The sequence below is a fragment of the Acinetobacter sp. SM1B genome, from assembly GCF_003289665.1.
GTDB classification, from domain to species: Bacteria; Pseudomonadota; Gammaproteobacteria; order Pseudomonadales; family Moraxellaceae; genus Acinetobacter; species Acinetobacter schindleri.
In genome coordinates this window covers 366,409-389,947 of sequence record NZ_QMBM01000001.1, presented here as the reverse complement: position 1 = coordinate 389,947, position 23,539 = coordinate 366,409, and the positions used below count along the sequence as shown (strand labels likewise).

Here is a 23,539-nt window from a genome sequence, read left to right as displayed (position 1 = left end):
CTAATTTACTTGAACCACTGGATAGTAGGCTTTGCCGGAATCCATTACTGCTGCATGTTCCAGCAATATATAGATAAAGGTGTTCAGCAAGGCTGAAAATAGACTACAACTTTCCTGCATCTGCTTGCGACTGAGGGCGCTGGCATAACTCACTCCACCCTGCAGAATTTGTTGCCTTAAAATAGTGAAACGCTTAAAAACTTCTGACAGCATCTTCAATATATCCTGCTGTCCTAGCGCTTGTTGAGCCTCTATTTTTTGTTGCTTCAGCATTTTACGACAATCACTTTGGCTAATCTTATTGTGTTGATAATCCCAAAAGTGCTGAGTGAGATATTGATTATTCAATAGTGCATGCAGCGTAATCTCATAGCGACCCAATAAAATTTGAGAAATTCTTTTCTCCTGATCCTTGCTAAGGATGAGATGGAGAAATTGCGTTAATGCCTGCTGATCAAGACTATCTTCATTTTCCTGTACATAAAGAGCATTCAGACCAATCCACAGGCTCAGAAACTGAAAATCATAATCGGCCTGTAACTCTACCGCTTTTCTGAACCAGCTTAGACTGCGTTGAATACGCAGATTGAAATATTCTGAACGCTGAGCTTTTGTTGTTTTGTAAATCTCTTCTAGTAACATCATTATTTTTCTCCTTTTTTATCCTGTTTTCTTTATCTTAAACTCTTTTACTGTTTAGTAAACTATTCCTTGACCTCTGCATCTATTTGAATGAATTCAATACTTTTTAATTTCCTAGAAGGCTTTCTTGCAGTGCTAGTACTCAGCCATGAAGCCTGATTATTTTTATGCTAATATTGCGCCCTCTTTTACTGGTCGTATCACTGCCGGTGAGCGCCCAAAGACCCAACGGCGTGCTGTCTCTTCCATTTCTAACTTAAGGCGTGATTTTGAATGACTGATCTCAAGACCATTGAACAACAACTTCAACCACGAATCAGTGTTGCGCCGATGATGGATTGGACCACCAAAGATTATCGTTTCTTTGCACGACTGTTTAATCCCAATATTATTCTCTATACCGAGATGGTAACGACAGGTGCCATCATTCATGGTGATGCCAAACGCCATCTGGACTTTAATCAGCAAGAACAGCCAGTTGTGTTACAGCTTGGTGGCTCTAATCCCAAAGACCTGGCCACCTGTAGCAAAATGGCACAGGATTGGGGGTATAACGAAGTCAACCTGAATGTCGGCTGCCCAAGTGACCGGGTACAAAACAATAAAATTGGAGCCTGCCTGATGGCGGAGCCTGATCTAGTCGCAGAATGTATTGGTGAGATGCGCAATGCCGTAGATATTCCGGTGACGGTGAAACATCGTATCGGGATTGATGATATGCAGTCTTATGAAGAGATGCTGCATTTTGTCGATACCGTAGCGAAGACGGGTTGTAATAATTTTATCGTGCATGCCCGAATTGCCCTGTTACAAGGCCTATCCCCGAAGGAAAATCGTGAAGTTCCCCCATTACGTTATGAAGATGTTTACCGTTTAAAACAGGAACGTCCTGAGCTGCTGATTGAAATCAATGGCGGGATCAAAACCTATGCGGAAACGGTTGAACACTTAAAACATGTGGATGGCGTAATGATTGGTCGCGAAGCCTATCACAATCCGTACTTACTGGCCGAGTTAGGCCAACTTTGGAATCTTGAAGCTCCTGATCGTTTTGAGATCATGCAACAAATGATGCCTTATATTGCCCAGCGTATGGCAGAAGGTGCACCACTTTCGATTATTAGCCGTCATATTCTGGGCTTGTTCCAGAACTTGCCAGGTGCGCGTAAATGGCGTCAGGCATTAAGCGGTGGTAATGCCAAAACCTTAAAAGATGTAGAAAATGCCTTGTTCAATATTCAGGAGGCGATCAAACGCACTGAAGACTACCTGCTCGAACAGCAAACCCAGAATCTTTAATTTAAAAAGCACCGTTTCCCCGGTGCTTTTTAAATTAAGGTTTTTTGACTAGAGAATTTATTGGGTATAAGCGGTAATATTTCCCACAGGAATGGGTTCTTCAACCCGCTGTGATGTTGTCCTGGATTCCCGCGTTGCAGCCTCAGTGATCTCATTGACCTTCTCGTTCCCAAAGCCTTCATCTTGTTCGAATTCTGCAGAAATCATAGCCAGTTCCTGCTGTAACTGCTGTTCATAACGCTGAATTTCAACTTCATCAATAAAGGCAAAAGCATCATCTTCCAGCTGCCAGCTATAACCCTGCTCCACCTTCTGGATAGAGACCTTAACTGGAAAAGATTGGCCCTGATACTGTATCTGGGAAATGGCCTGAAAATGATCACCAGAACGTTCCATGATTTTTACATCCATGACTTTTAACCGGTAATGGCGATAATCCAAACTGGAATTAAATTCACGTTGCATCTGAGACTGAATATTGCGCGACAGTTCATCAATAGAGACAAAGTAACTGCAGGAAAACAATAGCAAGGTCAGAAACAATAGACTTATTCTTTTCATACCACCCCCAGTGCTCAAATTAGTGAGGCTGGAAAATAAAAAAATTCTGATTCTTATAGGGTGATTTTATCTTTTTCAAACTGGGCACGAAATAGCCAAAAGTGTCTTTCAAGGTCAAAATACTTGGTTTTCTTTTGAACATTTAGTCAATTCTGCAGAAATAAAAAAGCCCTGACTATGCAGGGCTTTTTTATAAAATAACTTAGAAATCATCATCCTTAGAAGGATCATGATGTAGGGCATCATGAATGGCTTCAACCAGTTGCTGGGCAATTTCCTGTTTGGAAGCCTTTTCCAGATCACGTTTTTCCATATGATAAGATTCTGCAAAGAATACCGTCATGGCATTTTCATCTGAGGCAAAGCCAATATCTGCACGGGAAACGTCATTGCAGGCAATCATATCCAGTTTTTTAGCGACCAGTTTGCCAGCTGCATATTCTTCAATATTTCGTGTTTCTGCGGCAAAGCCAACCATAAATGGACGTTTTTCCTGTTGAGCAATGGTTGCAACGATATCCGGATTTTTGATCAGTGCGACATTCAGCTCATCACCGGCTTTTTTAATCTTATGTTCTGCCACTTGTGCTACGCGGTAATCCGCAACTGCAGCGGTCGCAATGAAAATATCACAGCCCTGTTCTAGCATATGCAGACTTTCATCCAGCATTTTCACGGCTGAGCTGACATTTTTACGTTTGACGCCATTTGGCGTATCCAGCGTCACTGGTCCTGCAATCAGTGTTACATCCGCACCGGCAGCATAACAGGCTGCCGCCAAGGCAAAACCCATTTTTCCGGTACTGTGATTGGAAATATAACGAACCGGGTCAATCGCTTCACGCGTTGGACCTGCTGTAATCGTGACGCGCTTACCCGCAAGCTGACCAAATTTTTCTGCAATCGCTCGTTGTGCCTTATGGAAATACTCGGTTACCTGACGTGCCAGATCTTCCGGTTCCGGCATACGGCCCAAACCTACATCACCACAGGCCTGTGAACCTGCATCCGGCATAATCACATGCACGCCATCTTCAATCAAAGTGGCTAAGTTACGTTGCGTCGGCTTGGCTGCCCACATCTGCTGATTCATGGCTGGCGCTACCCAGACCGGTGCGTTGGTCGCCAGATAAAGTGTACTGAGCAAATCATCGGCCAGACCGGCAGCGAATTTGGCCAAAGTATCGCAGCTTGCTGGGGCGACCAGTAACAGGTCCGCCCAGCGTGCCAGTTCAATATGCCCCATGCCTGCTTCAGCTTCTGGATCCAGTAATTCAGTATGGACAGGATTACCCGACAGTGCCTGGAGCGTCAGCGGCGTGATAAAGGCCTGTGCGCCTTGAGTCATGACCACACGAACATTAAAACCGGCATCTTTCAGACGACGGACCAGAATTGCACTTTTATAGGCAGCAATACCGCCTGTCACAGCTAAAATAATATTTTTATGAGGAATTACACTTACGTCGAAGCTCACAAACAGGCTACCTTTCTGTTGCAGTGGCGCTCACAATAGCATTAAATAGAATCATGCCCAAGAGACCTTCTTGTGTGAAAAACAATAATTAATAATAAATAAGTCTAATAAACATGCAATTTTCGATTAAACACTGGCCTGAACAGGAACGTCCACGCGAACGCCTGTTACAGTCAGGCCCACAAAGCCTCTCCGATGCCGAATTGCTGGCAATTTTCCTGCGCTCAGGCTCCCAGCGGCATTCCGCAGTGGAACTAGCTCGACTTCTGATTCAACATTTTGGTCATTTAAGTACTCTTTTGGATGCCCCACTGCAAGAGATCAGCCAGTTTCACGGGATGGGTGTCAGTAAATTTACCCAGCTGATGGCTGTTAAGGAACTGGGACGGCGCTATATTGCCGAGCACCTTCGCCAAGATGCATTGGAACTGAATCATTCCCGCAAAATTATGGACTATCTGCGCTTTGAACTGCTGGGAGAAACTCAGGAAGTGTTTGCTGTACTGTGTCTGGATGCCGGGTTAAGAAAAATCAGCTTTAAGAAAATGTTTTATGGCTCGATTAATTCATGTGAGATTTCGATTAATCAGTTACTACGCCATGCCATTCAGCAACAGGCAACATCGATTGTGATTGCCCATAATCATCCACTCGGTCAGCCTCGACCTTCCGCAGCAGATCTTGAGCTCACTCAGCAGATTGCAAAGGCCTGTCACCTGGTCGAAATCCGCCTGATTGATCACTGTATCATTGCCCGGGAAGGCAGTTTTTCCTTTGCAGAACAGCAACTCATTAATACGGTAAAACCCTGAACGATAGCACTTGACAAAGCAGACACAACTCAACAAGATCATGAAAAAAATTGTGATGATTCCAATAAATGATCGTACGTGACCAACCCAGTATCTTTAAAGTATTATTTTCATGGCGGGGAACGATTTTACCTAAGGTACTGCCGCCTCTAGGCGTGGTCATGCTTATTTCTGCCATTATTGGCGGGCTATCTTATACCAATTATTTACATTTACCGGAATTACCCTTAGTCGGTTTTACCCTGATCGGAGTAGTACTGTCGATTTTCCTTGGTTTCAAGAACTCTGCCGCCTATGAACGCTGGTGGGAAGCGCGCAAACTCTGGGGGATCCTAATTGCCAATGCACGTCATTTTGACCGAGACTGCCGTATGTTGACGCAGGCACGCCGTGAGCGGGTCATCCAGCATGTAATTGTCTTTGCCAATGTACTGCGCGATCGTTTGCGCCATCAGACTGCCAATCCAACCGAACTGGTACAGACCAGTGGTATGAGTCCTCAAGCCCTGCAACAGCTCTATCAACAGGCCAATGCCCCACAGTACACCCTCAGTCTGATTCAATGGGAATTTATGCAGGCCCTGAAAGAAGGCGAAATTTCAGACATCATTTATGCGCAGATGAACCAGCATGTAGCTGAGTTGAGTATTGTACAGACAGGTTGTGATCGGATTGCCACCACACCACTACCTTTCGCCTATTCAGTCTTGCTGAATCGTACCGTATATTTTTTCTGCTTTATGCTGCCATTTAGTCTGGGTTCGACCCTTGGAATGGTGACACCGCTGCTGGTCGGAATTTTGGCTTATACTTTCTTGGGACTGGATGCGCTCAGTTCAGAAATTGAAGAACCTTTTGGTACGCAAAGCAATGACTTACCACTTGATTCAATGGTACGTACCATTGAAATTGAACTATTGGGTACTTTAGGCAAACCAACCCCACCACCTATTCAGGCCCAAGATCATAATCTATTATAAGAAGTACGATTACAGCTGAACGCAGCTCATATATATTCAATTCAAAATTAAAATAATTGAAACAATAAAAATAAGATCTCATGACTATCAAGCAACGGATTCATCATTGTACACCGCAACCGGTGACGCGTCTGGGTGCAACTTTAGCGGCTTTACTACTTTGTAGTGGGGTCGTGTTCGCATTTGGCTGTGTATTGGCCTGGCAAGATATTTTATTTAGTGGATTAGAACAATACTGGATTTTACTGCTTCTCATCAGTTTCATACTGGTGTTTGGTCTAAGCTATGACCGGAAACAATATTTCAAATTTCCTTTTCTGATTCAGCAACATCTGATTGATTCGAAACTGGCTCAGGATATCCGTGAAAGAGCCTTACGCAGCTCAGATGCCACCATTATGGGCCAACGTCAGATTCATACGACCCGGCTACGCAAACAGCAGCAACTGCTATTAAAGATCAATGAGCATGAAGCACCACAATGGTTTAATGTCGATTTGAATCAGGTGTTTAAAACAGAGTCGTATCTGGATATCCATGTTCAACTAAGTGATGCGCTCATCGGCCAGCAGGTTCTGGTCTATTACCTGAGGCGTACACGCTGGATTGTTCAACTGTATGCACATGATGGAGACCAGAATTTTCAGCATTTGCAGTACTATATCGCGACACCGCTCCGCGGACGGATTTACTTCGACCATATTCCCAGTCGACTCATGCTGGACTTACCAAGAATTGTACATATTCAGGCGAGTCGTGAAGATGACTCTCCAACTTATACGCTTAAGCTGAGTACCAATTATGGTAAGTACTATCGGATGTCCTGCAAGGCAGTACATTTTGACAAGCTGGAACTGGCGCTCGCGAATTTGATCGATTTTCTACGCTATCGAGAATTCAAACATCATCCAGACATCCAGCAGGCGGTAATTTCCCGAAACCATCCTTTTCTTTATCGCAATTTACTGAACTATACGCTTATTGCAGCATTATTACTGATGGCAGCGATTACAACAACTTGGCAACTGGCATTACTGAGTTTAGCTTTGGCCTGCCTTCTAGGCATAAAAATCCAGCAGCAAAAGCAGTCTCCATTTATTGAAGCCTGACGCCTGTTACCGAAAACTTTCCCAGATGCCCACTTGCCCGTCTTTAACTGTTGGAATATGGCCGAGCTTAATCCAGGGCATATTGTCCCCATGATAATCACTGCCTACAGATACTTTTAGCCCATGTTCAGCAATCATCCGATCTACCATCTGCCGGGTAGAAGCCGGATCAACTGCTGGTGGCAGCTCAACGGCGTCCCCACCGAACCTAGCAAAAATTTCTATCAGGTAACGGATGTTGGTCGCAGACAGATCATAACGGGTGGGGTGCGCTAGCACTGCAAAACCACCACTGGCATGAATCACCTGAATGGTTTCTTCCAGTCCCAGTCCATCAAACTTCACATAAGCTTTCTTGCCTTCCTTGATATATTTATCAAAAGCCTGTTGTGGACGGGTGACGATCCCCTTTTCAACCAGTGTTTTGGCAATATGGGTTCGCGTGACACGGTCTGGAATATTATCAACCTTAGCGACTACATCTGGATAAATATCTTGTCCAATCAATGGTATCAGTAGATCACAAATCTTTTTTGAGCGTTCAGCGCGAATCCGTTTTTGCTGTTCTAAAGCCTGTTGCAATGGTTCAGGATTTTGAACATCTAACGCCACAATATGCACGCCATAATTCTTCTTGGTGGCCGGACGTGACCATTGACTGGAGATTTCTACGCCAGAAATGATCTTAATTTCGTGATCTTTCGCGGCTTCACGCGCCAGTTCTAAACCGTCCATGGTGTCATGATCAGTCAAGGCCAGCGTATGGATAAAGCTCGCTGCCGCGGCCTCAACCAGCTGCTGTGGACTTAAGGTTCCATCAGAAATATTGCTGTGTGTATGTAAATCTACGCCGTGCATCTCTATACTATGACATTTATTTGATCAGATTTAGATACTCTAACATGAAAGCACTTTTAGACTTTGTGCCACTCATTATTTTCTTTTATTTATATAAGACAGTAGATCCTAAAGACACCAACCATCCATTACTCCAGCTGATTGGCTCCGCAGGCGGTGTCGACAATAACAATATTCTTGTGGCAACCACAGGTCTGATCATTTCCATGTTAGTGGTCTATGGCGCGTTATTTGTTTCACAGAAATTCCGTCTGGACAAACAGCAATGGATCGTATTGTTTATGACAGTAATCTTCGGTGGAATCACTTTAATACTCAGTGATGATTTCTATATCCGCTTAAAAGCTGTCTTGCTAAATCTGGTTTTTGCTGGCGTATTCCTGCTTTCACCATGGTTCAGTAAAGATAAAAAACCATTAATCCAACGTCTGTTTGGACCAGTTTTTAATTTAACTGAAAAAGGCTGGTTTAAGCTCAACTATGCTTGGGCAGCAATGTTTGCAGTTATGTCTTTCTTGCATTGCTTCTTTGCCTATATCTTTATGGATGGAAAATATTGGGGAGAATTTACCGCATTTGGTGACATGATCGTGATGTTTTCCTTTATCATTATTCAGTTCATTGTATTGCGCAAATACTTTAAAACTGCTGAATAAAAGTTAGACTAAGTCATCGAGAACTGCCATGCCATTATTTGTTGTCAGCTGTACCGATCAGGAAGGTACTGTCGAAAAACGCCTTGCGATTCGTCCTCAACATCTTGCACGTCTGCAAAAATTAAATGATGAAGGTCGTTTAATCGTTGCCGGCGCGATGCCAAAAGAACCAGGTAATCCTCAAGCAGGTTTTTATGGCAGCACCATCATTGTGGACTTTGACAGCCGTGAAGCATTGGAGGAATGGTTACAGGAAGAGCCATTCTTAAAAGAAGGCGTCTATGCGCATATTGACGTTAAACCATTCAATAAAGCATTCCCACAAGGATAAGGTTCATGCACGCTGTAATTGCCAGTTTAATCGGTTTATCTTTTGCCTGTACAACTGCCTGGGCAGTTGAAGTAACACCGGCAGCGGAATCTGCTGCCCCAGCGCAAAATACACCAGCAACTGTGCAACCCGCGGTAGCCAATACGCCACCGCAAACACTGTCTGCCAATAAACCTGGCATCATGCCAGTGGCTGCTTCGAATAATCCTCTTGTTCAAAATCCTGCTGCCAAGCCATTGACTGCAGAAGATATTGCACAGAACAAAGCTCAGCAAGATGCCAAAGTGAAGGCTTTGGTCAAAGATCAGGCGACACGTCTGCAACAACTGGAAAAAGCCAATCTTGAAGCATTGACCCAGAATCAGGAACTACAGCTGAAAAACGATAATCTCGGCGTTCAGGTGCAGGTGCTACAAAGTGAACGTAGTGCACAAATGTTTCTTTACGGTGCTGCGACATTGGCAGTTGGGGTACTACTTGGCTTCCTGATTGCGAGTTATGTTTATACCAAACGCCGTCGTCAGTGGTAAGCTATTCCCTCTCCTGACGTATTCAAGGTTGTATCCGTTTTGTCTCATGCAATTCAAACTGCCGATCTCGATTGGCAGTTGGTAGATGGCATTGACGTGCCAGTTTCCAAACAGTTCGGTGATGTTTATTTTTCCAAGGACAATGGTCTGCTTGAAACACGCCATGTGTTTTTAAATGGTAATGATCTCGGTACCCGGCTCACGGATCTCAAACCTTTTGAATATTTTTGTGTAGGGGAAACGGGCTTTGGTACAGGACTCAATATTCTGGCCTTATGGCAACTGTGGCAACAGGTTCGTCCAGATAACCGGAGCCATCTGCATGCCATTTCAGTAGAAAAATTTCCTCTATCAAAAGATGATCTGATTCGTGCTTTAAATGCCTGGCCGGAACTAAAACCCCTTGCAGATCAGCTGATTTCCCAATATCCACTCCCAATTGCTGGCTGTCATCGCCTCAGTTTTCCTGAAGAACGTTTTTCTCTGGATTTATGGCTAGGTGATGCACATGATGTCTTTCCAGTCATTGAAAAAACTGTGTCAGTACATGCCTGGTTCCTTGATGGTTTTGCGCCTTCCTGCAATCCGGATATGTGGGAAGAGAATGTCCTGAACAATATTGTTCGACTCTCGGATTATGGCACCACCTTTGCCTCTTTTAGTGTCGCAGGTATACTGAAACGCGGTCTTAGAAATCATGGTATTTCGATTTCACGTCCACGTGGCTTTGGCCATAAACGTGAAATGCTGAAAGCCATCTGGAATCCGCCTGAATTTGCACAGCCAGTAACAGCAATTCCTGAACACCATACTCAAAAAAAAACTTCGCTCAATAAAGAGTTGAAATGTCAGGCACGTCAGATCGCTGTCATTGGTACAGGTATTGCCGGTTTAAGTATAGCCTGGGCTTTTGCTCTACGTGGTCATCAAGTCAGCCTATTCGATCAAACAGCACCACTTTCCGGTGGTTCTGGTAATCCATTAGCGCTACTCAATCCGAAACTGTCACCGATTGCACAAAGCGCTGAACATTTAATGACCCAGGCTTGGCAACACGCCCTAAATCATTATGCACAGTTTAAAGCCTTTCACGCGATTCAGGTTCAGCAGCTGGCATTGAAAAATCCAGAAAACCTGTTGGCTCTGGCTGATGAGTATCCTGATGGTATTCTAGAAGTTCCAGATCAAAATCAGCAGTCTTTAACAGCGAAATATCCAGCATTGTCGTTGTTACAGGCGGGAGCTGTATCGCCTCATCAGTTGCGTGATGAAATCCTGCAACATAGCAATATTCGCTATATCCAGGCCCAAATTAGCCGAATTGAACCACACTCATGTCCAGAATTATTTGATGGTGATAGCTCACTCGGACAGTTTGATCATATCATCGTCTGTACCGCATTAAATACGCCACAGCTGCTTGAAGAGCATCCTGAACTTAAACCCATTCGTGGACAGGTCAGTTGGCTCAAAAATAGCGATCAACCACTCAATCCGAATATTGCCTATAGCTACGGCGGATACTGCATCCAGTTTGATGAACAGCATTTGCTGCTCGGTGCTTCATTCTGCCTGAATCGTGATGATACAGAGGTACTGGAAGAAGACCATATCCATAACCTTGAACTGATCCATTCAGTATTTCCAGAGTATGCACAGAGTTTGGCTGATGTCAGTGAATGGCAAGGTCGTGCTTCGGTTCGTGCCCAGAGTAAAGATTATTTCCCCTTGCTTGGAAAACTTAAATCAGATCAGGAAATCTATAGTCTGGCTGGCTTAGGTTCCAAAGGCTTTCTATTTGCTCCATTGTGCAGTGAAATTTTGGCTGCACAGATTCTAGGAGAGGCTTGTCCTGCATCCACAAATCTAGTGAAGAAACTGGATGTCAAACGCTTTGAAAAGAAAATCAAAACCCAAAAGCCTTATTTTAAACCTTAGTGTTAAAGCCCCTCCCTTTATTAAAGGGTGAGGAACACTGTTCCGCAAGGGAAGGATTTATAGAAAAAATTTAATCCCCCTCTTGCGCCATCTATGGCTCACCTTTTTCAAAGGGGAACATTGAAGAAATATAGCCAAGAAAAAAGCGCCTGACGGCGCTTTTTCTTTTTAAAGCTTAATCAGGCACCCTGTTCCAGCGGCAAGCCTGCATCACGGGCAGCACGTGTACCACCCATCAGGATGACATATTCACGAGAGCTGTCGAAACCCTCTAGTTTTTCAGCAGCACGAGGGGCTTTACTACCTCCACCACACAGGATATAAATCGGCTGATCCGTGGACACTTGAGTAAGGCTATCTGCTGAAAGATCGTTAATGGGCTGGTTTACCGCACCCTTAATATGTGCTTCAGCAAAAGCATTAGAATCACGTACATCCCAGATTACAGCACCTTCTGGGAACTCAAATGTTGTAATTTCTTGTTTACGGATCATTGCGCACTCCTTTGATGTAAACAACACTTGGCAAATGAAGAAAACATCCCTAGCATCTCAGATATTCTTTCCATTTGTAAAGGTCTAAACTATGCCTTCTTTCGATATTGTTTCTGAATTAGAAATTTTTGAAGTAAACCATGCAGTTCAAAACACGCAAAAAGAAATTGCGACCCGTTTTGACTTCCGTGGTCAGGACGTTTCAATCGAGCTGAACGAAAAAAATAAAGAAATCAAAATCAAGACTGAAAGTGATTTTCAGTGTGAACAAGTTTATAGCATGTTAGAAAATCACTTCTTTAAACGTAAAGTAGATATTCAGGCGCTTGATCCGCAAAAAGGTGCACCTTCAGGTAAAAACTATATCCAGGTGATTAAACTGAAAGACGGTCTTGACTCAGATACCGCAAAAAAAATTAATAAAGCCATTAAAGAAAGTGGCATTAAAGCGCAGTCTTCTATCCAAGGCGACAAGATTCGTGTGACCGATAAAAAACGCGATACTTTGCAACAAATTATGGCATTCCTCAAAGAACAGCAATTTGGTGTGCCTTTACAGTTCAACAACTTTAAAGACTAAGACAGTCTATTTTCGGATAATAGAACCATGGCCAAAAGCAATCAACTCTCCAAACTGGTAAAAGCAAGTTCACGACTTCCACAAGGCATTCGTACTGCACTGCTGAGTAAAACCTTTGGACGTGTGGTGCCGATGGTCGGTTCTGCCCGAATTCGCTATGAACAGGTGAGTCATGATCAGGTCATGGTCAGCATGGCCAATCATAAGGCTATGCAGAACCATATTGGTCAGGTTCATGCCTGTGCCATGGCACTGCTTGCAGAAACAGCCACAGGATTTGTCACCGCAATGAACGTGCCTGATTCTGCAGTCGTCCTTATTAAAAGTATCAAAATTGATTATAAACGTCCTACCCAGGGGGCAATGCGTGCTATAGCCACTCTGACTGCTGAACAGCAGCAATTGATGCAAAGTACAGATAAAGGCGAAACATTGGTGCAGGTTGTCATAACAGATGAATCTGGTGAAGCACCAATTCAGTGTGAAATGCTGTGGGCCTGGATCGCTAAATCGCAGCTTAAAACCAAAGCCGCATCTTAATTTTTTAAGAATATACGCTAAATAAATTGGGGATTATTTAAAAGTATCCTCATCATCTATCAAGATAATGACTGTTTTCCTTGTCTCAGCTTAAAAACTATTTGATTTTTTAGCTTTAAAATCAGGATAAGCAATAAAAATCATTGCCTAAGAATTTAAATTTTCAAAAATAAAAAAACCAGACAAATTGTCTGGTTTTTTGCATTCATCAATTCGTTTACTGAGCGTCAAGGAACTTCTGTTTTGCTTCATCTGGAATCGGACGCTTATTGCCTTTGACATCCACCGCTACGAAGGTAAACACGCCTTCTGTGACACGAACAGGCGGACGGGAATCATCGTGACTGTCCCACACTTCGATCTGCATTTGAATCGAAGTATTCCCCACCTTCAGAATCTTGGTATAGCAGCTGATCACATCACCGACTTTTACCGGTACCAGAAAAGTCATCTGATTAATCGAAATTGTCGCACAACGTCCTTTGGAAAAACGTTCTGCATGGATCGCACCGGCCAAGTCCATTTGTGAAACAATCCATCCACCGAATACGTCACCGCTCCAGTTGGTATCTGCTGGCATTGCAATCGTCTGTAGGGAAAGAACTCCCTCTGGTTTTACATGAGAATCTGACACGTTAACTCCAGGCCTGGGTATTAGGATTTGGCATTCAGATGCTGATCCAGCCACTGTTGCAGCTGAGGTGCTCTGAGCGCACCACTTATTCTAGCAATTTCATCAGTTTTATTCATCAAAACCAGTGTTGGAATACTACGAACATTAAATGCAGCGCTGAGTCGTGGATTCGCTTCAGTATCAATTTTGGCAAATACCACATTTGGATACTGCTGTGCTACTGTTGCAAAATGCGGAGCCATCATCTTGCATGGGCCACACCAGTCTGCCCATAGGTCAATCAGAATCGGTAAATCGCTGCCAGTCACGAACTGGCTAAAATTCTGTTCATTGAGTTCAATCGGTGCAAGTGGAATCAGGCCCTGATGACACTGGCCACATGCAGGACTCTCGGTGAGTTTATCTTCAGGCACACGGTTTTTGGCCTGACATGACGGACATACAATGATCATCTAACGAACTCCAATATATTGATGTAAGAATTCTAATTGGGTCGAAATTGCTTTTTCAAACCATTCACCATGATATATATCGAAATGTCGCATATTCCACTCATGATATTGGGCAAATGGTGCGATATTGGTTACCGTTTCACGGCTGGACTCAATCGGAATCAGGCTATCCTGTTGCGCAGCGATAAACAGAACCGGTACTGTAATTTTACGCACATCCTGAATCGGTCGATAGCGGATCAGTTTAAAGAACACCCGGGCTGGTATTTCCCCACTCCAGTAATGGTCTGGATGAACAATTGACAGATAACCTTCGTAGCTATCGGGTGTTGGTAAGAAACAGAGTTCATTCTGGGCTACAACGGGTAAAGTTCGTGGCGTCATCCCGACTTTAGAGCCCATATAATCTTGACTGGAAATTTTCAGCGCTTTAGGCAGCTGCTGTAAAGGATACAATTTGGCACTTTCAGCACCATCCACAAATGGGACTTGGACCATAATGGCCTGTACATCTTTGGATTCTGCGGCAAGTGTTAGTACATATCCGCCACTCAAACTCGTTCCCCAGAGCACAATACGTTTAGCATCTACGGATTTACGTGCTTTAACGTGAGCAATCATGGTTCGCCAGTCTTCAAGCTGGGCTTTAATTGAAACCAGTTCTCGTGGTCGTCCGGTACTTCCACCCCAGTAGCGATAATCAAACAAAATGACGGCATAACCCGCTGCTGCAAAACGTTGGGCATATTTGACCAGTTCAAAATGACGTAAGGCAGCCAGACCATGTGCCATTAAAATGACTGCTGGTTTGTGTATATTCTTGGGACGATAAAAATCGGCAGCAATGACATCTTGACCGCTTTTGACATACAGTGGTTCAACTGTATATACATGCATACGCGCTCCGTTGCGTTATTTTATGGTTGTATTCGTTTATAAAAATTTCAGATCTTTCTGCTCATTTTTGAGCTTAATGCTATCATAAAGCATATCTTTATAAATGAAATGATGGAGTGACATCATGAGTGAAAATGTAGGCTTTGCAGGTCAAATTGGTCCAGAACATATCGAACAGGTAGTTGAGAAAGGCTTTAAATCCATTATCAATAACCGCCCGGATATGGAAGGTGGTTCGGATCAGCCAACCAGTGCACAAATTGAAGAGGCTGCTCGTGCAGCAGGTCTGGATTATGTGCATCAACCTGTAGTTGCAGGTCAGATCACTGAACTCGATGTCCGTACTTTTGCCAATCACTATAACGAACTGCCAAAACCCTTATTGATGTTCTGCCGTACTGGTAACCGTTCTAATAACCTGTACCAGATCGCAAAGCAAATGGATTTATTGGATGACTAATCCCTTCTTCTGGAAATGTGCAATGCTTGGACTCGGTCTAAGCTTTGCTACACTCAGTTTTTCTGCAGAATTAAGCCGGCCATTAACTCCTACAGTGAGTGTAGCTGGACAAATGAATAGTATTAAGTTTCAAGAATTAATGAAACAGGGTTTTAAGTCTGTCATTGTCAATCGTCCAGATCAGGAAACGAGTAATGAAGTATCGGTTATTCAGCTTCGTACTATCGCAGAGCGCCATCATGCCAGTGTAATTTATCAACCAGTGATTAGCGGAAAAATTACACAACAGAACATTGAAGAATTTTCCAAATACTATAATGACTTACTTAAACCCATTTTAATGGTTTGCCGTAGTGGTACACGCTCTGCTGCCTTGTATTACAAGGCGAAGGACCAAGGATTAATTCATGAATAAAGTTTTACTGATCATTTGCTTAAGTTTAAGTTTTGTTGGTTGTAGTTCGATGAATGTGAAACCAACAGTGGGTGTGAGTGTGGGGACCTCGCTCTAATTTTTAAATTAAATTCCCCATAAAAAAACAGCGCCGAAGCGCTGTTTTTATTTCATTATTATGGCGTACACTCCGAGGTATTTGTACCAAATGGACTAATTGCATTAATCGAATAAATTCCATTGAAATCCTTATCATTACCTTGCTGGTTACGTAGAAGATGAGGATAACTATTTGACATTCTATACGAATTTGATTCTGCTGTAGCATCAATACGTACATTTAACCATTGAGCATACGTTTTTGGATAAGTTATTACAAAATTAATTTCACCTGAATTATTTGTAACCCCAGTCCATGTCGCATCATTACTTGCCTTAAACTTAACAACATCTAATGCTACATTCGCATTTGTGACGTGGGTAACATCTACAGCAAAGTTACAGAGCAAGCTTTGATTGACTAGTACAGGGTTATTAATATTATTACCTTGATAATAATTTTGACCAGCAAATACCCATTTCATTTCACCTATTTGAGGGTCTGTGAAAGGTATAGGTGCTAATGCCCATAAATTTTGACCTCTTATATAGCTTTGAGGTTTAATTTCAAAGCTTACATTCTGTTCTTTTACTAAATTTCCAAGTTCATCTTTTACTGTAGCTTTTAACGTTTGCTCATAAGTATTACCATTGGCTACAGGTTCTAAATGATTATCTGTAATATTAATCACTAGATTGTTAAGAGATTTTCTGACTACATCCAGTATATAAGTTTGGGTAGCACCTGAAAAACTTGCACTCAGCTCCAAATCTTCATTGATAAAAGCAGTCTCAGTATAATTACGACGTAAACTTTCATCAATTTTAATGTTAAATGTAGCTTCCCCATTATTATCAGTTACAAGCCCAGATGGACCTTGTATATAAGCCCCATTAAAGTTTGAATTCTTTAAAGCCAATGTAACATATTCATTAGCCACTGCACCACCAAACTGATCACGTAAACTGACGCTAACAGTTGCCGTTCCATCGACAACATTAATAGTTGATTGACTAGGTTTAATGAACAGACTGTATCTTGGTGTAGTCGATGTCGGATCTGTAACATTTAAATGAAGAACCTGCTTCACATCAATACCATTCGTAGTATTAGTTGCATCTAAGGTAATACCACTTGCTATCAAAGCATCTTTATCAAAACCTTCTTTTGGAATATATAGGGTGAAGAAGCCTCGTCCATCTTCATCAGTTTTGACAGTCCATTTCTCAGCAATATTTTCTGGTAAAGGATGATTATTTTCATCAGAAGTATTTTCTTCAGTAATAAAGCCTACATTTTTACCTGTGGTGGTGTTTGTCTTACGTACAGCCAAGGTGACTTCTTCATTACGTACAGGATTATTAGAAGCATCGAGTAAACGTACAACGACAACTGTTCTGTCATCACCTGGATTCAAAGCGTTTTTAAAACTATTGATTTCAAGATGGTTTGGGTTTTCGACATCTTCAACTGTAAACGTTAAAATAGCAGGAATTTCATTACCCTTTGGATCTCGAATTACACCTGTAACTCGAATAGATTGTAATATATCCGTCGTTATACCTTTTGGTACCTCTAAGGCAAATTCAATTGAACTATTTGCTGGTATAAGCACACCCTCTATATCAACACCATTGGCTTTTAACTTAACACCAGCATCGATGGCTTCTTTATTCAAGCTTAATCGCATCGGTGTACCTGTAACAGTATTAACTCCCATTTCATCTTTAACAGCTGCATACACTTTAATTGTTTGCCCAGCTGTCACTGTTTTTTCATCTGAGGTTAAACGTGGGTTTAACGCATTTGCAGGAGCAGTAATATTAATTGCACCTGTTTGCTGTAAACGGTCACCATTATTTAAGTTTGTACCTACTACAGCAAAGATAATGCCATTTTTGATCAAACTAGGGTCATACTCTCCCTCAGCTACGGTCACGGTAAATTCAGCTTCACCATCACTATTCGTTTGAGTTGGTATATTACTTAATGACACACGACTAGAAGTGAGACTAGATAAAGCAATTGCAATTGGTGTATTTGGAATAGGATTACCCTTTTCATCAACTGCTGTAATTTTGACGCGAGTCTCACCACCGAGAACAGAAATAGGATCTAATGGCTTATCTTCTATTGTAGTAAACAGAAAGTTAGCCAAGTCTGGTAAAACGACTGGTGGTTGTGCAACATCAACTTTCTTTATAACAGTAAATGCGGAACCATCTGTACGAGTTGATTTCACGACTACCGTTAAACCATTCGCAATTAGATTCGTGAGTTCAGTAACATTGCCCGCTTTTACTTTAATTGTAAATTTTGCATGACCATTTTCATCTGTGCGAATAGCTTGCGTAGAAACGTAACTCACACCATTATTTAATGCTGCATCATTTAAACCAATACTGATCAGCTGATTTTTAAGTAATTCGCCATCTGTACCTTTTGCGGTGACATTAACAGTTAATGTTTGCTCTTGACCCACTGTTAAAGTCAAATCTCCCAACATATCAACTGTAAAGTGATCAAGATCAATCACACCTTGTTCTGTAGGTGCTTTGAAATTCAGACGCAATGTTTGTGTCTTACCATTTGCTGAAGTCGCAACTAACGGTACACCTTGAATCGCTAAAGCAGCTTGCTCAGGCGATGAATTTGCCTTGTAGTCAATAGTAAAAGTTGCATATCCATCTGTACCGGTCTGTTTGGAAGACTGACCTGTATGACTCAAGCCTAAATCTTGCAACTGTTCATCACTTAAAGACCCTGCAATATTTAAAGACACAGTTTCGCCAATTAGTGCACTACCGTTTACACCGACTGCCTTCACTTTAACTGTGAAAGTTTGAGTTTTTGTATAATCAAATACCGCTAGTTTTGGATCTGTCGAAGAAGTGATTGGATCTATAGCTAAATAGCGCGTCGCTTCTTCAGAAACTTCTTCATTAGCAACCGTAATAGCAATAGCATTGCTTACACCATTATCAGTCGTAAAATTAGCTTTAATTCCTGCTTTTACCAATGCTTCCACTGCAGCAGGTGTTTGGGCATTAGTCTTAATATTAAAAGTGGCAAACCCGTTCACCAAGTCTTTTTCCGCAGCCCCATCCAATGTTACACCATTTGATGTTGCCTCAGCATTTAAGTCAAGTTTAACCTTACCTTTAGTTGCTGCTAAGCCTTTATTGTTAATTGCCTTAACAGTTACAGCAACTGAGTCATTTTTTGCATTCACTTTATATGAAGATGCAATTTCTAAACGCTGAATAGCTTCGGGATCAGAAGCATTCACATTTTCAGTGACGACACCAACAATTGTACTTGCTGAAACCTTAACACTGTTATCAACATAAGTTGCTTTGAGTGAAATACCCGTTTCAGATAAGGCAATCGGATGAGTGACATCTGCAGTGCTAATAGAAAACTCAGCAACACCTTGTGCATTAGTCTTGGCTGTTACATTATTCAGTTTAACACCGTAAGCCAATTCATCTTTTTCAAAATTTAGACGTACATCTTGATCTTTTAATGGCTCACCTTGAATGTTTTTTGCTAATACTTTAATAATTACAGGCGTTGTACTTTTCGCAGCAACCGCCAAATCAGGCTTAATCACTGAAAGCGTTGAATATAATAGTTGTGATGTGACTTTGAAGGTTAAGTCTGCTGTATCCAACCTTTCTGCTTTATGTTCATCTACAAGTACAAAGGTTAACGTCTCTGACTTACCAACAAACGCATCAACATCATCTGATCTGAAATCACTACTTACTTTAAGGGTATATTTCACTTGACCTTCAGCATTTGTAACCTGAGTAGCCGCACCATTACTAATAATAAATTTACCACGCATCGCTTCAGGCATATTTAAAGTAACAGATTGATTCGCTTTAATACCACCCTTTGCATCTGTTACAGTCGCAATAACATCCACACTACCATCTGGTATATCTATCACTGCACCCTGGGTCACACTAATATTATAATCACTGACAATCGTACTACTTTTCTTAATATTTAAAGTGTAGGGAATACTAACTGAAGTACCGTCAACTGTAGCAGTTACTTGCACTGAACCTTCAGCTTCTGCCAATTCAGGTACATTAATCTCAAAAATAGCGACACCATTAGTGCCTGTTGCAACCAAAGAGTTAGTGCTGGTTACGCCAAACTTATTTGTCGCAATTGTTAAGCGAATATTTTTGTTGGCAATACCACCATTGTCAGCATTTAAGGCTTTGACCGCCAAATAAACTTTTGAATCATCTGGTGCAAGTTGAATTTCTTGACCACTCGCATTCTGTAGAGCTCGAGTTAAATGCGTTGCTACATTTGACGTATCTGTTTCTGACTGGTTATTATCATTTGTATTTCCCCCTTCCGTATTACCGCTAGAAGAACCATTATTATAATATCCATCACTACCGCCACCACCACAAGCAACCAAAGAAATTGATGTTGCTAAAACAGTTGTATTTACCCCTAGTTTTTTCAAATTTATTAAAAAACCCATGATTTTTCCTACTAGATATAATAATTAATCGCCATAAAGTTAGTCTTTTGGCGTTTATACAAAATTTACTCAAAATAGCATAAATAAGCAATCTAGTTACATAATTTACATCGAAAACACTGTAAATCATGCATATGAATATTCATGTTTTGAGAATTGGTAAGCACTATATGTATGACCTCATCATCATTGGCGCAGGCACAGCAGGCATTACAGCCTACAAAGAAGCAATCAAACATACGGATAATATTCTGATCATTAATGCTGGTCCTTGGGATACGACCTGTGCACGCGTCGGATGTATGCCAAGTAAAGTTTTAATTGCTTCAGCCAATCGTATGCACCTGATTCAGCATGCACATGATTTAGCTTTAAATATTGATAGTGAAGTTACCCCGACCAATGTCATGTCACGTGTTCGTGAATTACGTGATTTCTTTACTCAAGCCACCCTTAAAGAAGTCAATCAATGGAATCCAAAACATAAAATTTCAGGTCATGCCAAATTTGTAGATGCCCAAACCGTAGAAGTAGATGGACAATATTATCAAGCTAAAAGTTTTATTTTGGCTGTAGGCTCACGACCAAATATCGATTCAAAACAAAAAGAAGTACTTGGTGAGCGACTGCTTAGCTCTAATGAAGTGTTTGAGCTTCCTACCCTACCTGAGTCACTGGCAGTGATTGGTAGCGGAGTAATTGCCATTGAGCTTGCACAAGCCATGCAACGCTTAGGAGTCAAGACCACTATATTTGCCCGTAGTCAAAAAGTCGGTTCTCTTACAAGTCCGGTGCTTCAGGAACTTGCTCAACAGCAACTCAGTTCAGAACTTGAGATTAAATTTAAAACTGTTCCTGATGAGATGATCCGACAAGGTGATCAAGTCCAGATAAAATTTAAGCAAAATGATCAACCAGAAACTTTAAAGGTTGACTATGTATTAACGGCAACTGGAAGAAGCAGCAACCTTGATCAACTCGACCTGGAAAAAATTGATCCCTCATATACAGACATCAAAAATCTTCCAATTGATCTTTCTACAAAACAGTTAGCTAACTATCCAATTTTTATTATTGGTGATGCAGCTCCTGATGCTCCAATTCAGCATGAAGCTGCATATGCAGGTAAAAAAATCGTTAAAAATTGCCTAAATTATCCAGATGTACAAGCAATTCCAAAACTTACCCCTTTGGCGATTGTGTTCAGTCAGCCTGAAATGGCTATTATTGGAAAAAATTATCAGCAATTACAAAAAGCAAAAACTGATTTCGTTACAGGTTTTATTTCTTATGAAAGACAGGGCCGAGCGCGAGTGGAAGCTACCAATATGGGTGGTGCTGAAATATATGTAGACAGGTCTACGCGTAAACTTTTGGGTGCAGAACTATTTTGTGCACAGGCAGAACATCTAGCACATCTTCTTGCCTGGTTAATTGGTGAAGGAGTGACAATTGATCAGATCCTAGAAAAACCATTCTATCATCCGACTCTAGAAGAGGGCTTACGTACTGCACTCAAGCATGCGCGTCGTCAGTTAGCTGATCAGCATTGAGTTCATTTTCACTTAATACATTTACAAAGCGCTGGCTATGGGAAATAAACCGATCCAGCCAGCGATGGGCTGCGAGTAATTCCAAGGTTCTGGCAGCACTCAATTGATTGCTAGAAGCATACTGATTAATCTTTTCACGAAGATCAGCATGATGTTGTTTCGTCCATTGTTCCAGCAGAATCAGTTCATTTTGTAACATGCAAATTTTATCATAATCCTTTACATCTGCAGCTTCCTTCCAATAATTATCAAAAATTTCAACAACATCCAATATAACCTGATATAAAGCAGGCTGAGTCCGGATATCCAAACTATAGGATAATTGTTCAAGATCACTGCGGAATACATTGAGATAGACCACTTTCCTGAGTAAGGCCAATAAACGTGCTTGCTCTTCGGTATTTTGAGACACGGTAATTTGAGCCAAATATTGTTTAAGCTTTGCAATGAGTTCATCTTGTTGTTTGAGTTGATTAGCTGCAACCAGCTGTCCATCTTTAAATGCTGCAATAAACCAGCCATATTGTTGCCATACTATCTGTTCAATGACATTTTCAGCATTCGCAACTGCGACTGCGGGTACTGAAAGACTCGACTCATCCAGAGACTGAATTAAACTGTCCTCATCAGTAGGAATGAGCCAAGTCAGAAAATGCTTAAACTGTTCGATGAAAGGCATTAATAATACAGCCCCACATAAACTAAATGCCGTATGAAAAGCTGCAACAATTACTACAGAATCCCAGGAAGCCAGCAAGTGACCTTCGTGGGATAACCAGAGAAAAAATGGAATTAATATCAGGAAGGCAAAAGTTGCACTGCTCAGATTAAAAATCACATGTACTGCAGCCGTTCTTTGTGCATTGCTATTCGCCCCAATTGCCGCCAAGACTGCCGTAGCTACAGTTCCAATATTTTGACCAATAACCAGCAAAAGTGCCTGTTCTAGCTGAATAATCTGGCTTGCCAATGCAGTAATTGTCGTCGTAATTGCGGCACTAGATGACTGTAAAATGACCGTCATCACCAAGCCAATCAAGACTAATAATAATTTTGAGAAAAAGTTTTGGGTGCTAAATATAGAAAGATCTATACGATTTGCCAGGCTAGACATTGCCACCTGCAATAACTCAATTCCAAAGAAAATCAGACCAAATCCCGCAATTACAAGCCCAGTCAAAGCCAGCCGACCCTGAGCTAAGATCTTGAGTAATGCACCCGCTGCAATTAAGGGTAAAGCGAATTTTCCAATCGAGAATTTGACACCAAGCAGTGCTACCATCCAGCCAGTACTAGTGGTACCAATATTTGCACCGATAATCACGCCAACAGATTGAGCAAAAGTTAGTATTCCTGCACTTACAAAACCAATAGTAGCAAGTGTTGTCGCTGTTGAAGACTGCACAATCAAGGTAAAGATAATACCTGAGCTCATCGCTTTTAAAGGAGAACCCGTAAATCTACCTAACCATTGTCTCAGAGATTCACCTGCAATATCCTTCAGGCCGTCGGTCATCAAGGTCATGCCGAGCAGGAATAAACCTATTCCACCACAAAGTTGTGCAAATACATCAAACACACTTATCCCTTTTTATAATTTTTTAAGTTTTAATAATTTATATACGATAGCTGAAACTAAACCAAGCCTATCAAATACTTTAAACCCACCTATTTTTCCCACGCATAAAAAAACACCCCCTGTCATTTGACAGGGGGTGTTTAGAATAATGAG

At 41.7% G+C, this 23,539-nt stretch carries 23 protein-coding genes; 13 read left to right on the top strand and 10 right to left on the bottom strand.

The window, feature by feature from the left end; all coding sequences use genetic code 11:
- Positions 1-645 carry a hypothetical protein gene (locus tag C8322_RS01955; protein ID WP_004816028.1) on the bottom strand — a complete coding sequence of 215 codons (645 nt, stop codon included), beginning with the start codon at positions 643-645 and terminating at the stop codon, positions 1-3.
- A 270-nt stretch (positions 646-915) separates the two neighbouring features.
- On the opposite strand from C8322_RS01955, the gene dusA reads away from it, so the two are divergent.
- On the top strand, positions 916-1,941 hold the full coding sequence (dusA, locus tag C8322_RS01950) for a tRNA dihydrouridine(20/20a) synthase DusA (protein ID WP_004816026.1): 1,026 nt from the start codon (positions 916-918) through the stop codon (positions 1,939-1,941).
- Between the two features lie 57 nt (positions 1,942-1,998).
- On the opposite strand, the gene C8322_RS01945 is transcribed toward dusA, so the two are convergent.
- Both C8322_RS01945 and coaBC read right to left on the bottom strand, forming a co-directional pair.
- On the bottom strand, positions 1,999-2,502 hold the full coding sequence (locus tag C8322_RS01945; RefSeq protein ID WP_005223251.1) for a hypothetical protein: 504 nt from the start codon (positions 2,500-2,502) through the stop codon (positions 1,999-2,001).
- A 202-nt stretch (positions 2,503-2,704) separates the two neighbouring features.
- Positions 2,705-3,979 carry a bifunctional phosphopantothenoylcysteine decarboxylase/phosphopantothenate--cysteine ligase CoaBC gene (coaBC, locus tag C8322_RS01940; RefSeq protein ID WP_004816022.1) on the bottom strand — a complete coding sequence of 425 codons (1,275 nt, stop codon included), beginning with the start codon at positions 3,977-3,979 and terminating at the stop codon, positions 2,705-2,707.
- A gap of 113 nt (positions 3,980-4,092) precedes the next feature.
- Here coaBC and radC point away from each other — a divergent pair, with 113 nt between their 5' ends.
- The 3 genes from radC (at position 4,093) to C8322_RS01925 (ending at position 6,880) form a co-directional block, all read left to right on the top strand.
- Positions 4,093-4,791: a RadC family protein gene (gene radC / locus C8322_RS01935; protein WP_004816021.1), complete on the top strand. Its 699-nt coding sequence runs from the start codon at positions 4,093-4,095 to the stop codon at positions 4,789-4,791.
- 68 nt (positions 4,792-4,859) lie between these two features.
- Positions 4,860-5,771: a bestrophin family protein gene (locus tag C8322_RS01930; RefSeq protein ID WP_004816019.1), complete on the top strand. Its 912-nt coding sequence runs from the start codon at positions 4,860-4,862 to the stop codon at positions 5,769-5,771.
- Positions 5,772-5,851: 80 nt separating this feature from the next.
- The gene (locus C8322_RS01925) at positions 5,852-6,880 is read left to right on the top strand and encodes a hypothetical protein (RefSeq protein WP_004816018.1); all 1,029 of its coding nucleotides are present in this window, start codon (positions 5,852-5,854) and stop codon (positions 6,878-6,880) included.
- A 6-nt stretch (positions 6,881-6,886) separates the two neighbouring features.
- Here C8322_RS01925 and C8322_RS01920 read toward each other — a convergent pair whose 3' ends face one another.
- A complete protein-coding gene (locus tag C8322_RS01920; protein WP_004816015.1) occupies positions 6,887-7,738 on the bottom strand; it encodes a PHP domain-containing protein in 852 nt (283 codons plus the stop codon).
- Positions 7,739-7,782: 44 nt separating this feature from the next.
- Between C8322_RS01920 and C8322_RS01915 the strand changes: the two genes are divergently transcribed.
- From C8322_RS01915 to C8322_RS01900, 4 genes are read left to right on the top strand one after another with little or no spacing between them, the layout of a single operon-like run.
- Positions 7,783-8,394, top strand: coding sequence for a septation protein IspZ (locus tag C8322_RS01915; protein ID WP_004816013.1), 612 nt, complete (start codon positions 7,783-7,785; stop codon positions 8,392-8,394).
- Positions 8,395-8,422: 28 nt separating this feature from the next.
- Entirely contained in the window at positions 8,423-8,725 is a 303-nt protein-coding gene (locus C8322_RS01910; protein ID WP_004816011.1) for a YciI family protein, read from the top strand.
- Positions 8,726-8,730: 5 nt separating this feature from the next.
- Complete coding sequence (locus C8322_RS01905) at positions 8,731-9,255, top strand: hypothetical protein (RefSeq protein ID WP_004816010.1); 525 nt, start codon at positions 8,731-8,733, stop codon at positions 9,253-9,255.
- 39 nt (positions 9,256-9,294) lie between these two features.
- Positions 9,295-11,193: a bifunctional tRNA (5-methylaminomethyl-2-thiouridine)(34)-methyltransferase MnmD/FAD-dependent 5-carboxymethylaminomethyl-2-thiouridine(34) oxidoreductase MnmC gene (locus tag C8322_RS01900; protein ID WP_004816008.1), complete on the top strand. Its 1,899-nt coding sequence runs from the start codon at positions 9,295-9,297 to the stop codon at positions 11,191-11,193.
- A 179-nt stretch (positions 11,194-11,372) separates the two neighbouring features.
- On the opposite strand, the gene C8322_RS01895 is transcribed toward C8322_RS01900, so the two are convergent.
- Positions 11,373-11,687 (bottom strand): rhodanese-like domain-containing protein, encoded by a 315-nt coding sequence (locus C8322_RS01895; RefSeq protein ID WP_004816007.1) that lies wholly within the window; start codon positions 11,685-11,687, stop codon positions 11,373-11,375.
- 91 nt (positions 11,688-11,778) lie between these two features.
- On the opposite strand from C8322_RS01895, the gene C8322_RS01890 reads away from it, so the two are divergent.
- Positions 11,779-12,267, top strand: coding sequence for a YajQ family cyclic di-GMP-binding protein (locus C8322_RS01890; protein WP_004816006.1), 489 nt, complete (start codon positions 11,779-11,781; stop codon positions 12,265-12,267).
- 27 nt (positions 12,268-12,294) lie between these two features.
- A complete protein-coding gene (locus C8322_RS01885; RefSeq protein ID WP_004816005.1) occupies positions 12,295-12,807 on the top strand; it encodes a DUF4442 domain-containing protein in 513 nt (170 codons plus the stop codon).
- A gap of 217 nt (positions 12,808-13,024) precedes the next feature.
- Here C8322_RS01885 and C8322_RS01880 read toward each other — a convergent pair whose 3' ends face one another.
- The 3 genes from C8322_RS01880 to C8322_RS01870 all read right to left on the bottom strand — a co-directional run bounded on the left by C8322_RS01880 (position 13,025) and on the right by C8322_RS01870 (position 14,790).
- Complete coding sequence (locus C8322_RS01880; RefSeq protein WP_221415591.1) at positions 13,025-13,387, bottom strand: acyl-CoA thioesterase; 363 nt, start codon at positions 13,385-13,387, stop codon at positions 13,025-13,027.
- A 74-nt stretch (positions 13,388-13,461) separates the two neighbouring features.
- Positions 13,462-13,893 carry a thioredoxin TrxC gene (trxC, locus tag C8322_RS01875; protein ID WP_004816003.1) on the bottom strand — a complete coding sequence of 144 codons (432 nt, stop codon included), beginning with the start codon at positions 13,891-13,893 and terminating at the stop codon, positions 13,462-13,464.
- Positions 13,894-14,790: an alpha/beta hydrolase gene (locus C8322_RS01870; RefSeq protein WP_004816002.1), complete on the bottom strand. Its 897-nt coding sequence runs from the start codon at positions 14,788-14,790 to the stop codon at positions 13,894-13,896. It lies immediately after the preceding gene.
- 124 nt (positions 14,791-14,914) lie between these two features.
- On the opposite strand from C8322_RS01870, the gene C8322_RS01865 reads away from it, so the two are divergent.
- Together C8322_RS01865 and C8322_RS01860 are read left to right on the top strand one after the other, a co-directional pair.
- Positions 14,915-15,250: a TIGR01244 family sulfur transferase gene (locus C8322_RS01865; protein ID WP_004816001.1), complete on the top strand. Its 336-nt coding sequence runs from the start codon at positions 14,915-14,917 to the stop codon at positions 15,248-15,250.
- Positions 15,243-15,665, top strand: a complete 423-nt coding sequence (locus C8322_RS01860; protein ID WP_111810317.1) for a beta-lactamase hydrolase domain-containing protein — start codon at positions 15,243-15,245, stop codon at positions 15,663-15,665. Before C8322_RS01865 ends, C8322_RS01860 begins: the two co-directional genes overlap by 8 nt.
- Positions 15,666-15,820: 155 nt before the next feature.
- Here C8322_RS01860 and C8322_RS01855 read toward each other — a convergent pair whose 3' ends face one another.
- The gene (locus C8322_RS01855; protein ID WP_111810316.1) at positions 15,821-20,254 is read right to left on the bottom strand and encodes a hypothetical protein; all 4,434 of its coding nucleotides are present in this window, start codon (positions 20,252-20,254) and stop codon (positions 15,821-15,823) included.
- 170 nt (positions 20,255-20,424) lie between these two features.
- On the opposite strand from C8322_RS01855, the gene C8322_RS01850 reads away from it, so the two are divergent.
- A complete protein-coding gene (locus C8322_RS01850; protein WP_111810315.1) occupies positions 20,425-21,807 on the top strand; it encodes a dihydrolipoyl dehydrogenase in 1,383 nt (460 codons plus the stop codon).
- Here the strand turns inward: C8322_RS01850 and C8322_RS01845 are convergent.
- Entirely contained in the window at positions 21,770-23,386 is a 1,617-nt protein-coding gene (locus C8322_RS01845; RefSeq protein WP_111810314.1) for a Na/Pi cotransporter family protein, read from the bottom strand. The genes C8322_RS01850 and C8322_RS01845 overlap by 38 nt on opposite strands.
- Positions 23,387-23,539 lie beyond the last annotated feature (153 nt).

Bases quoted from the DNA above. Each gene is read 5' to 3' on its own strand.
- C8322_RS01920 (WP_004816015.1), bottom strand. From the start codon at position 7,738: ATGCACGGCGTAGATTTACATACACACAGCAATATTTCTGATGGAACC.
- C8322_RS01955 (WP_004816028.1), bottom strand. From the start codon at position 645: ATGATGTTACTAGAAGAGATTTACAAAACAACAAAAGCTCAGCGTTCA.
- C8322_RS01880 (WP_221415591.1), bottom strand. From the start codon at position 13,387: ATGCCAGCAGATACCAACTGGAGCGGTGACGTATTCGGTGGATGGATT.
- C8322_RS01925 (WP_004816018.1), top strand. From the start codon at position 5,852: ATGACTATCAAGCAACGGATTCATCATTGTACACCGCAACCGGTGACG.
- C8322_RS01865 (WP_004816001.1), top strand. From the start codon at position 14,915: ATGAGTGAAAATGTAGGCTTTGCAGGTCAAATTGGTCCAGAACATATC.
- C8322_RS01855 (WP_111810316.1), bottom strand. From the start codon at position 20,254: ATGGGTTTTTTAATAAATTTGAAAAAACTAGGGGTAAATACAACTGTT.
- C8322_RS01860 (WP_111810317.1), top strand. From the start codon at position 15,243: ATGACTAATCCCTTCTTCTGGAAATGTGCAATGCTTGGACTCGGTCTA.
- C8322_RS01850 (WP_111810315.1), top strand. From the start codon at position 20,425: ATGTATGACCTCATCATCATTGGCGCAGGCACAGCAGGCATTACAGCC.
- C8322_RS01890 (WP_004816006.1), top strand. From the start codon at position 11,779: ATGCCTTCTTTCGATATTGTTTCTGAATTAGAAATTTTTGAAGTAAAC.
- C8322_RS01910 (WP_004816011.1), top strand. From the start codon at position 8,423: ATGCCATTATTTGTTGTCAGCTGTACCGATCAGGAAGGTACTGTCGAA.
- trxC (WP_004816003.1), bottom strand. From the start codon at position 13,893: ATGATCATTGTATGTCCGTCATGTCAGGCCAAAAACCGTGTGCCTGAA.
- C8322_RS01870 (WP_004816002.1), bottom strand. From the start codon at position 14,790: ATGCATGTATATACAGTTGAACCACTGTATGTCAAAAGCGGTCAAGAT.
- C8322_RS01915 (WP_004816013.1), top strand. From the start codon at position 7,783: ATGAAAGCACTTTTAGACTTTGTGCCACTCATTATTTTCTTTTATTTA.
- C8322_RS01930 (WP_004816019.1), top strand. From the start codon at position 4,860: ATGATCGTACGTGACCAACCCAGTATCTTTAAAGTATTATTTTCATGG.
- dusA (WP_004816026.1), top strand. From the start codon at position 916: ATGACTGATCTCAAGACCATTGAACAACAACTTCAACCACGAATCAGT.
- C8322_RS01945 (WP_005223251.1), bottom strand. From the start codon at position 2,502: ATGAAAAGAATAAGTCTATTGTTTCTGACCTTGCTATTGTTTTCCTGC.
- C8322_RS01905 (WP_004816010.1), top strand. From the start codon at position 8,731: ATGCACGCTGTAATTGCCAGTTTAATCGGTTTATCTTTTGCCTGTACA.
- C8322_RS01895 (WP_004816007.1), bottom strand. From the start codon at position 11,687: ATGATCCGTAAACAAGAAATTACAACATTTGAGTTCCCAGAAGGTGCT.
- radC (WP_004816021.1), top strand. From the start codon at position 4,093: ATGCAATTTTCGATTAAACACTGGCCTGAACAGGAACGTCCACGCGAA.
- C8322_RS01885 (WP_004816005.1), top strand. From the start codon at position 12,295: ATGGCCAAAAGCAATCAACTCTCCAAACTGGTAAAAGCAAGTTCACGA.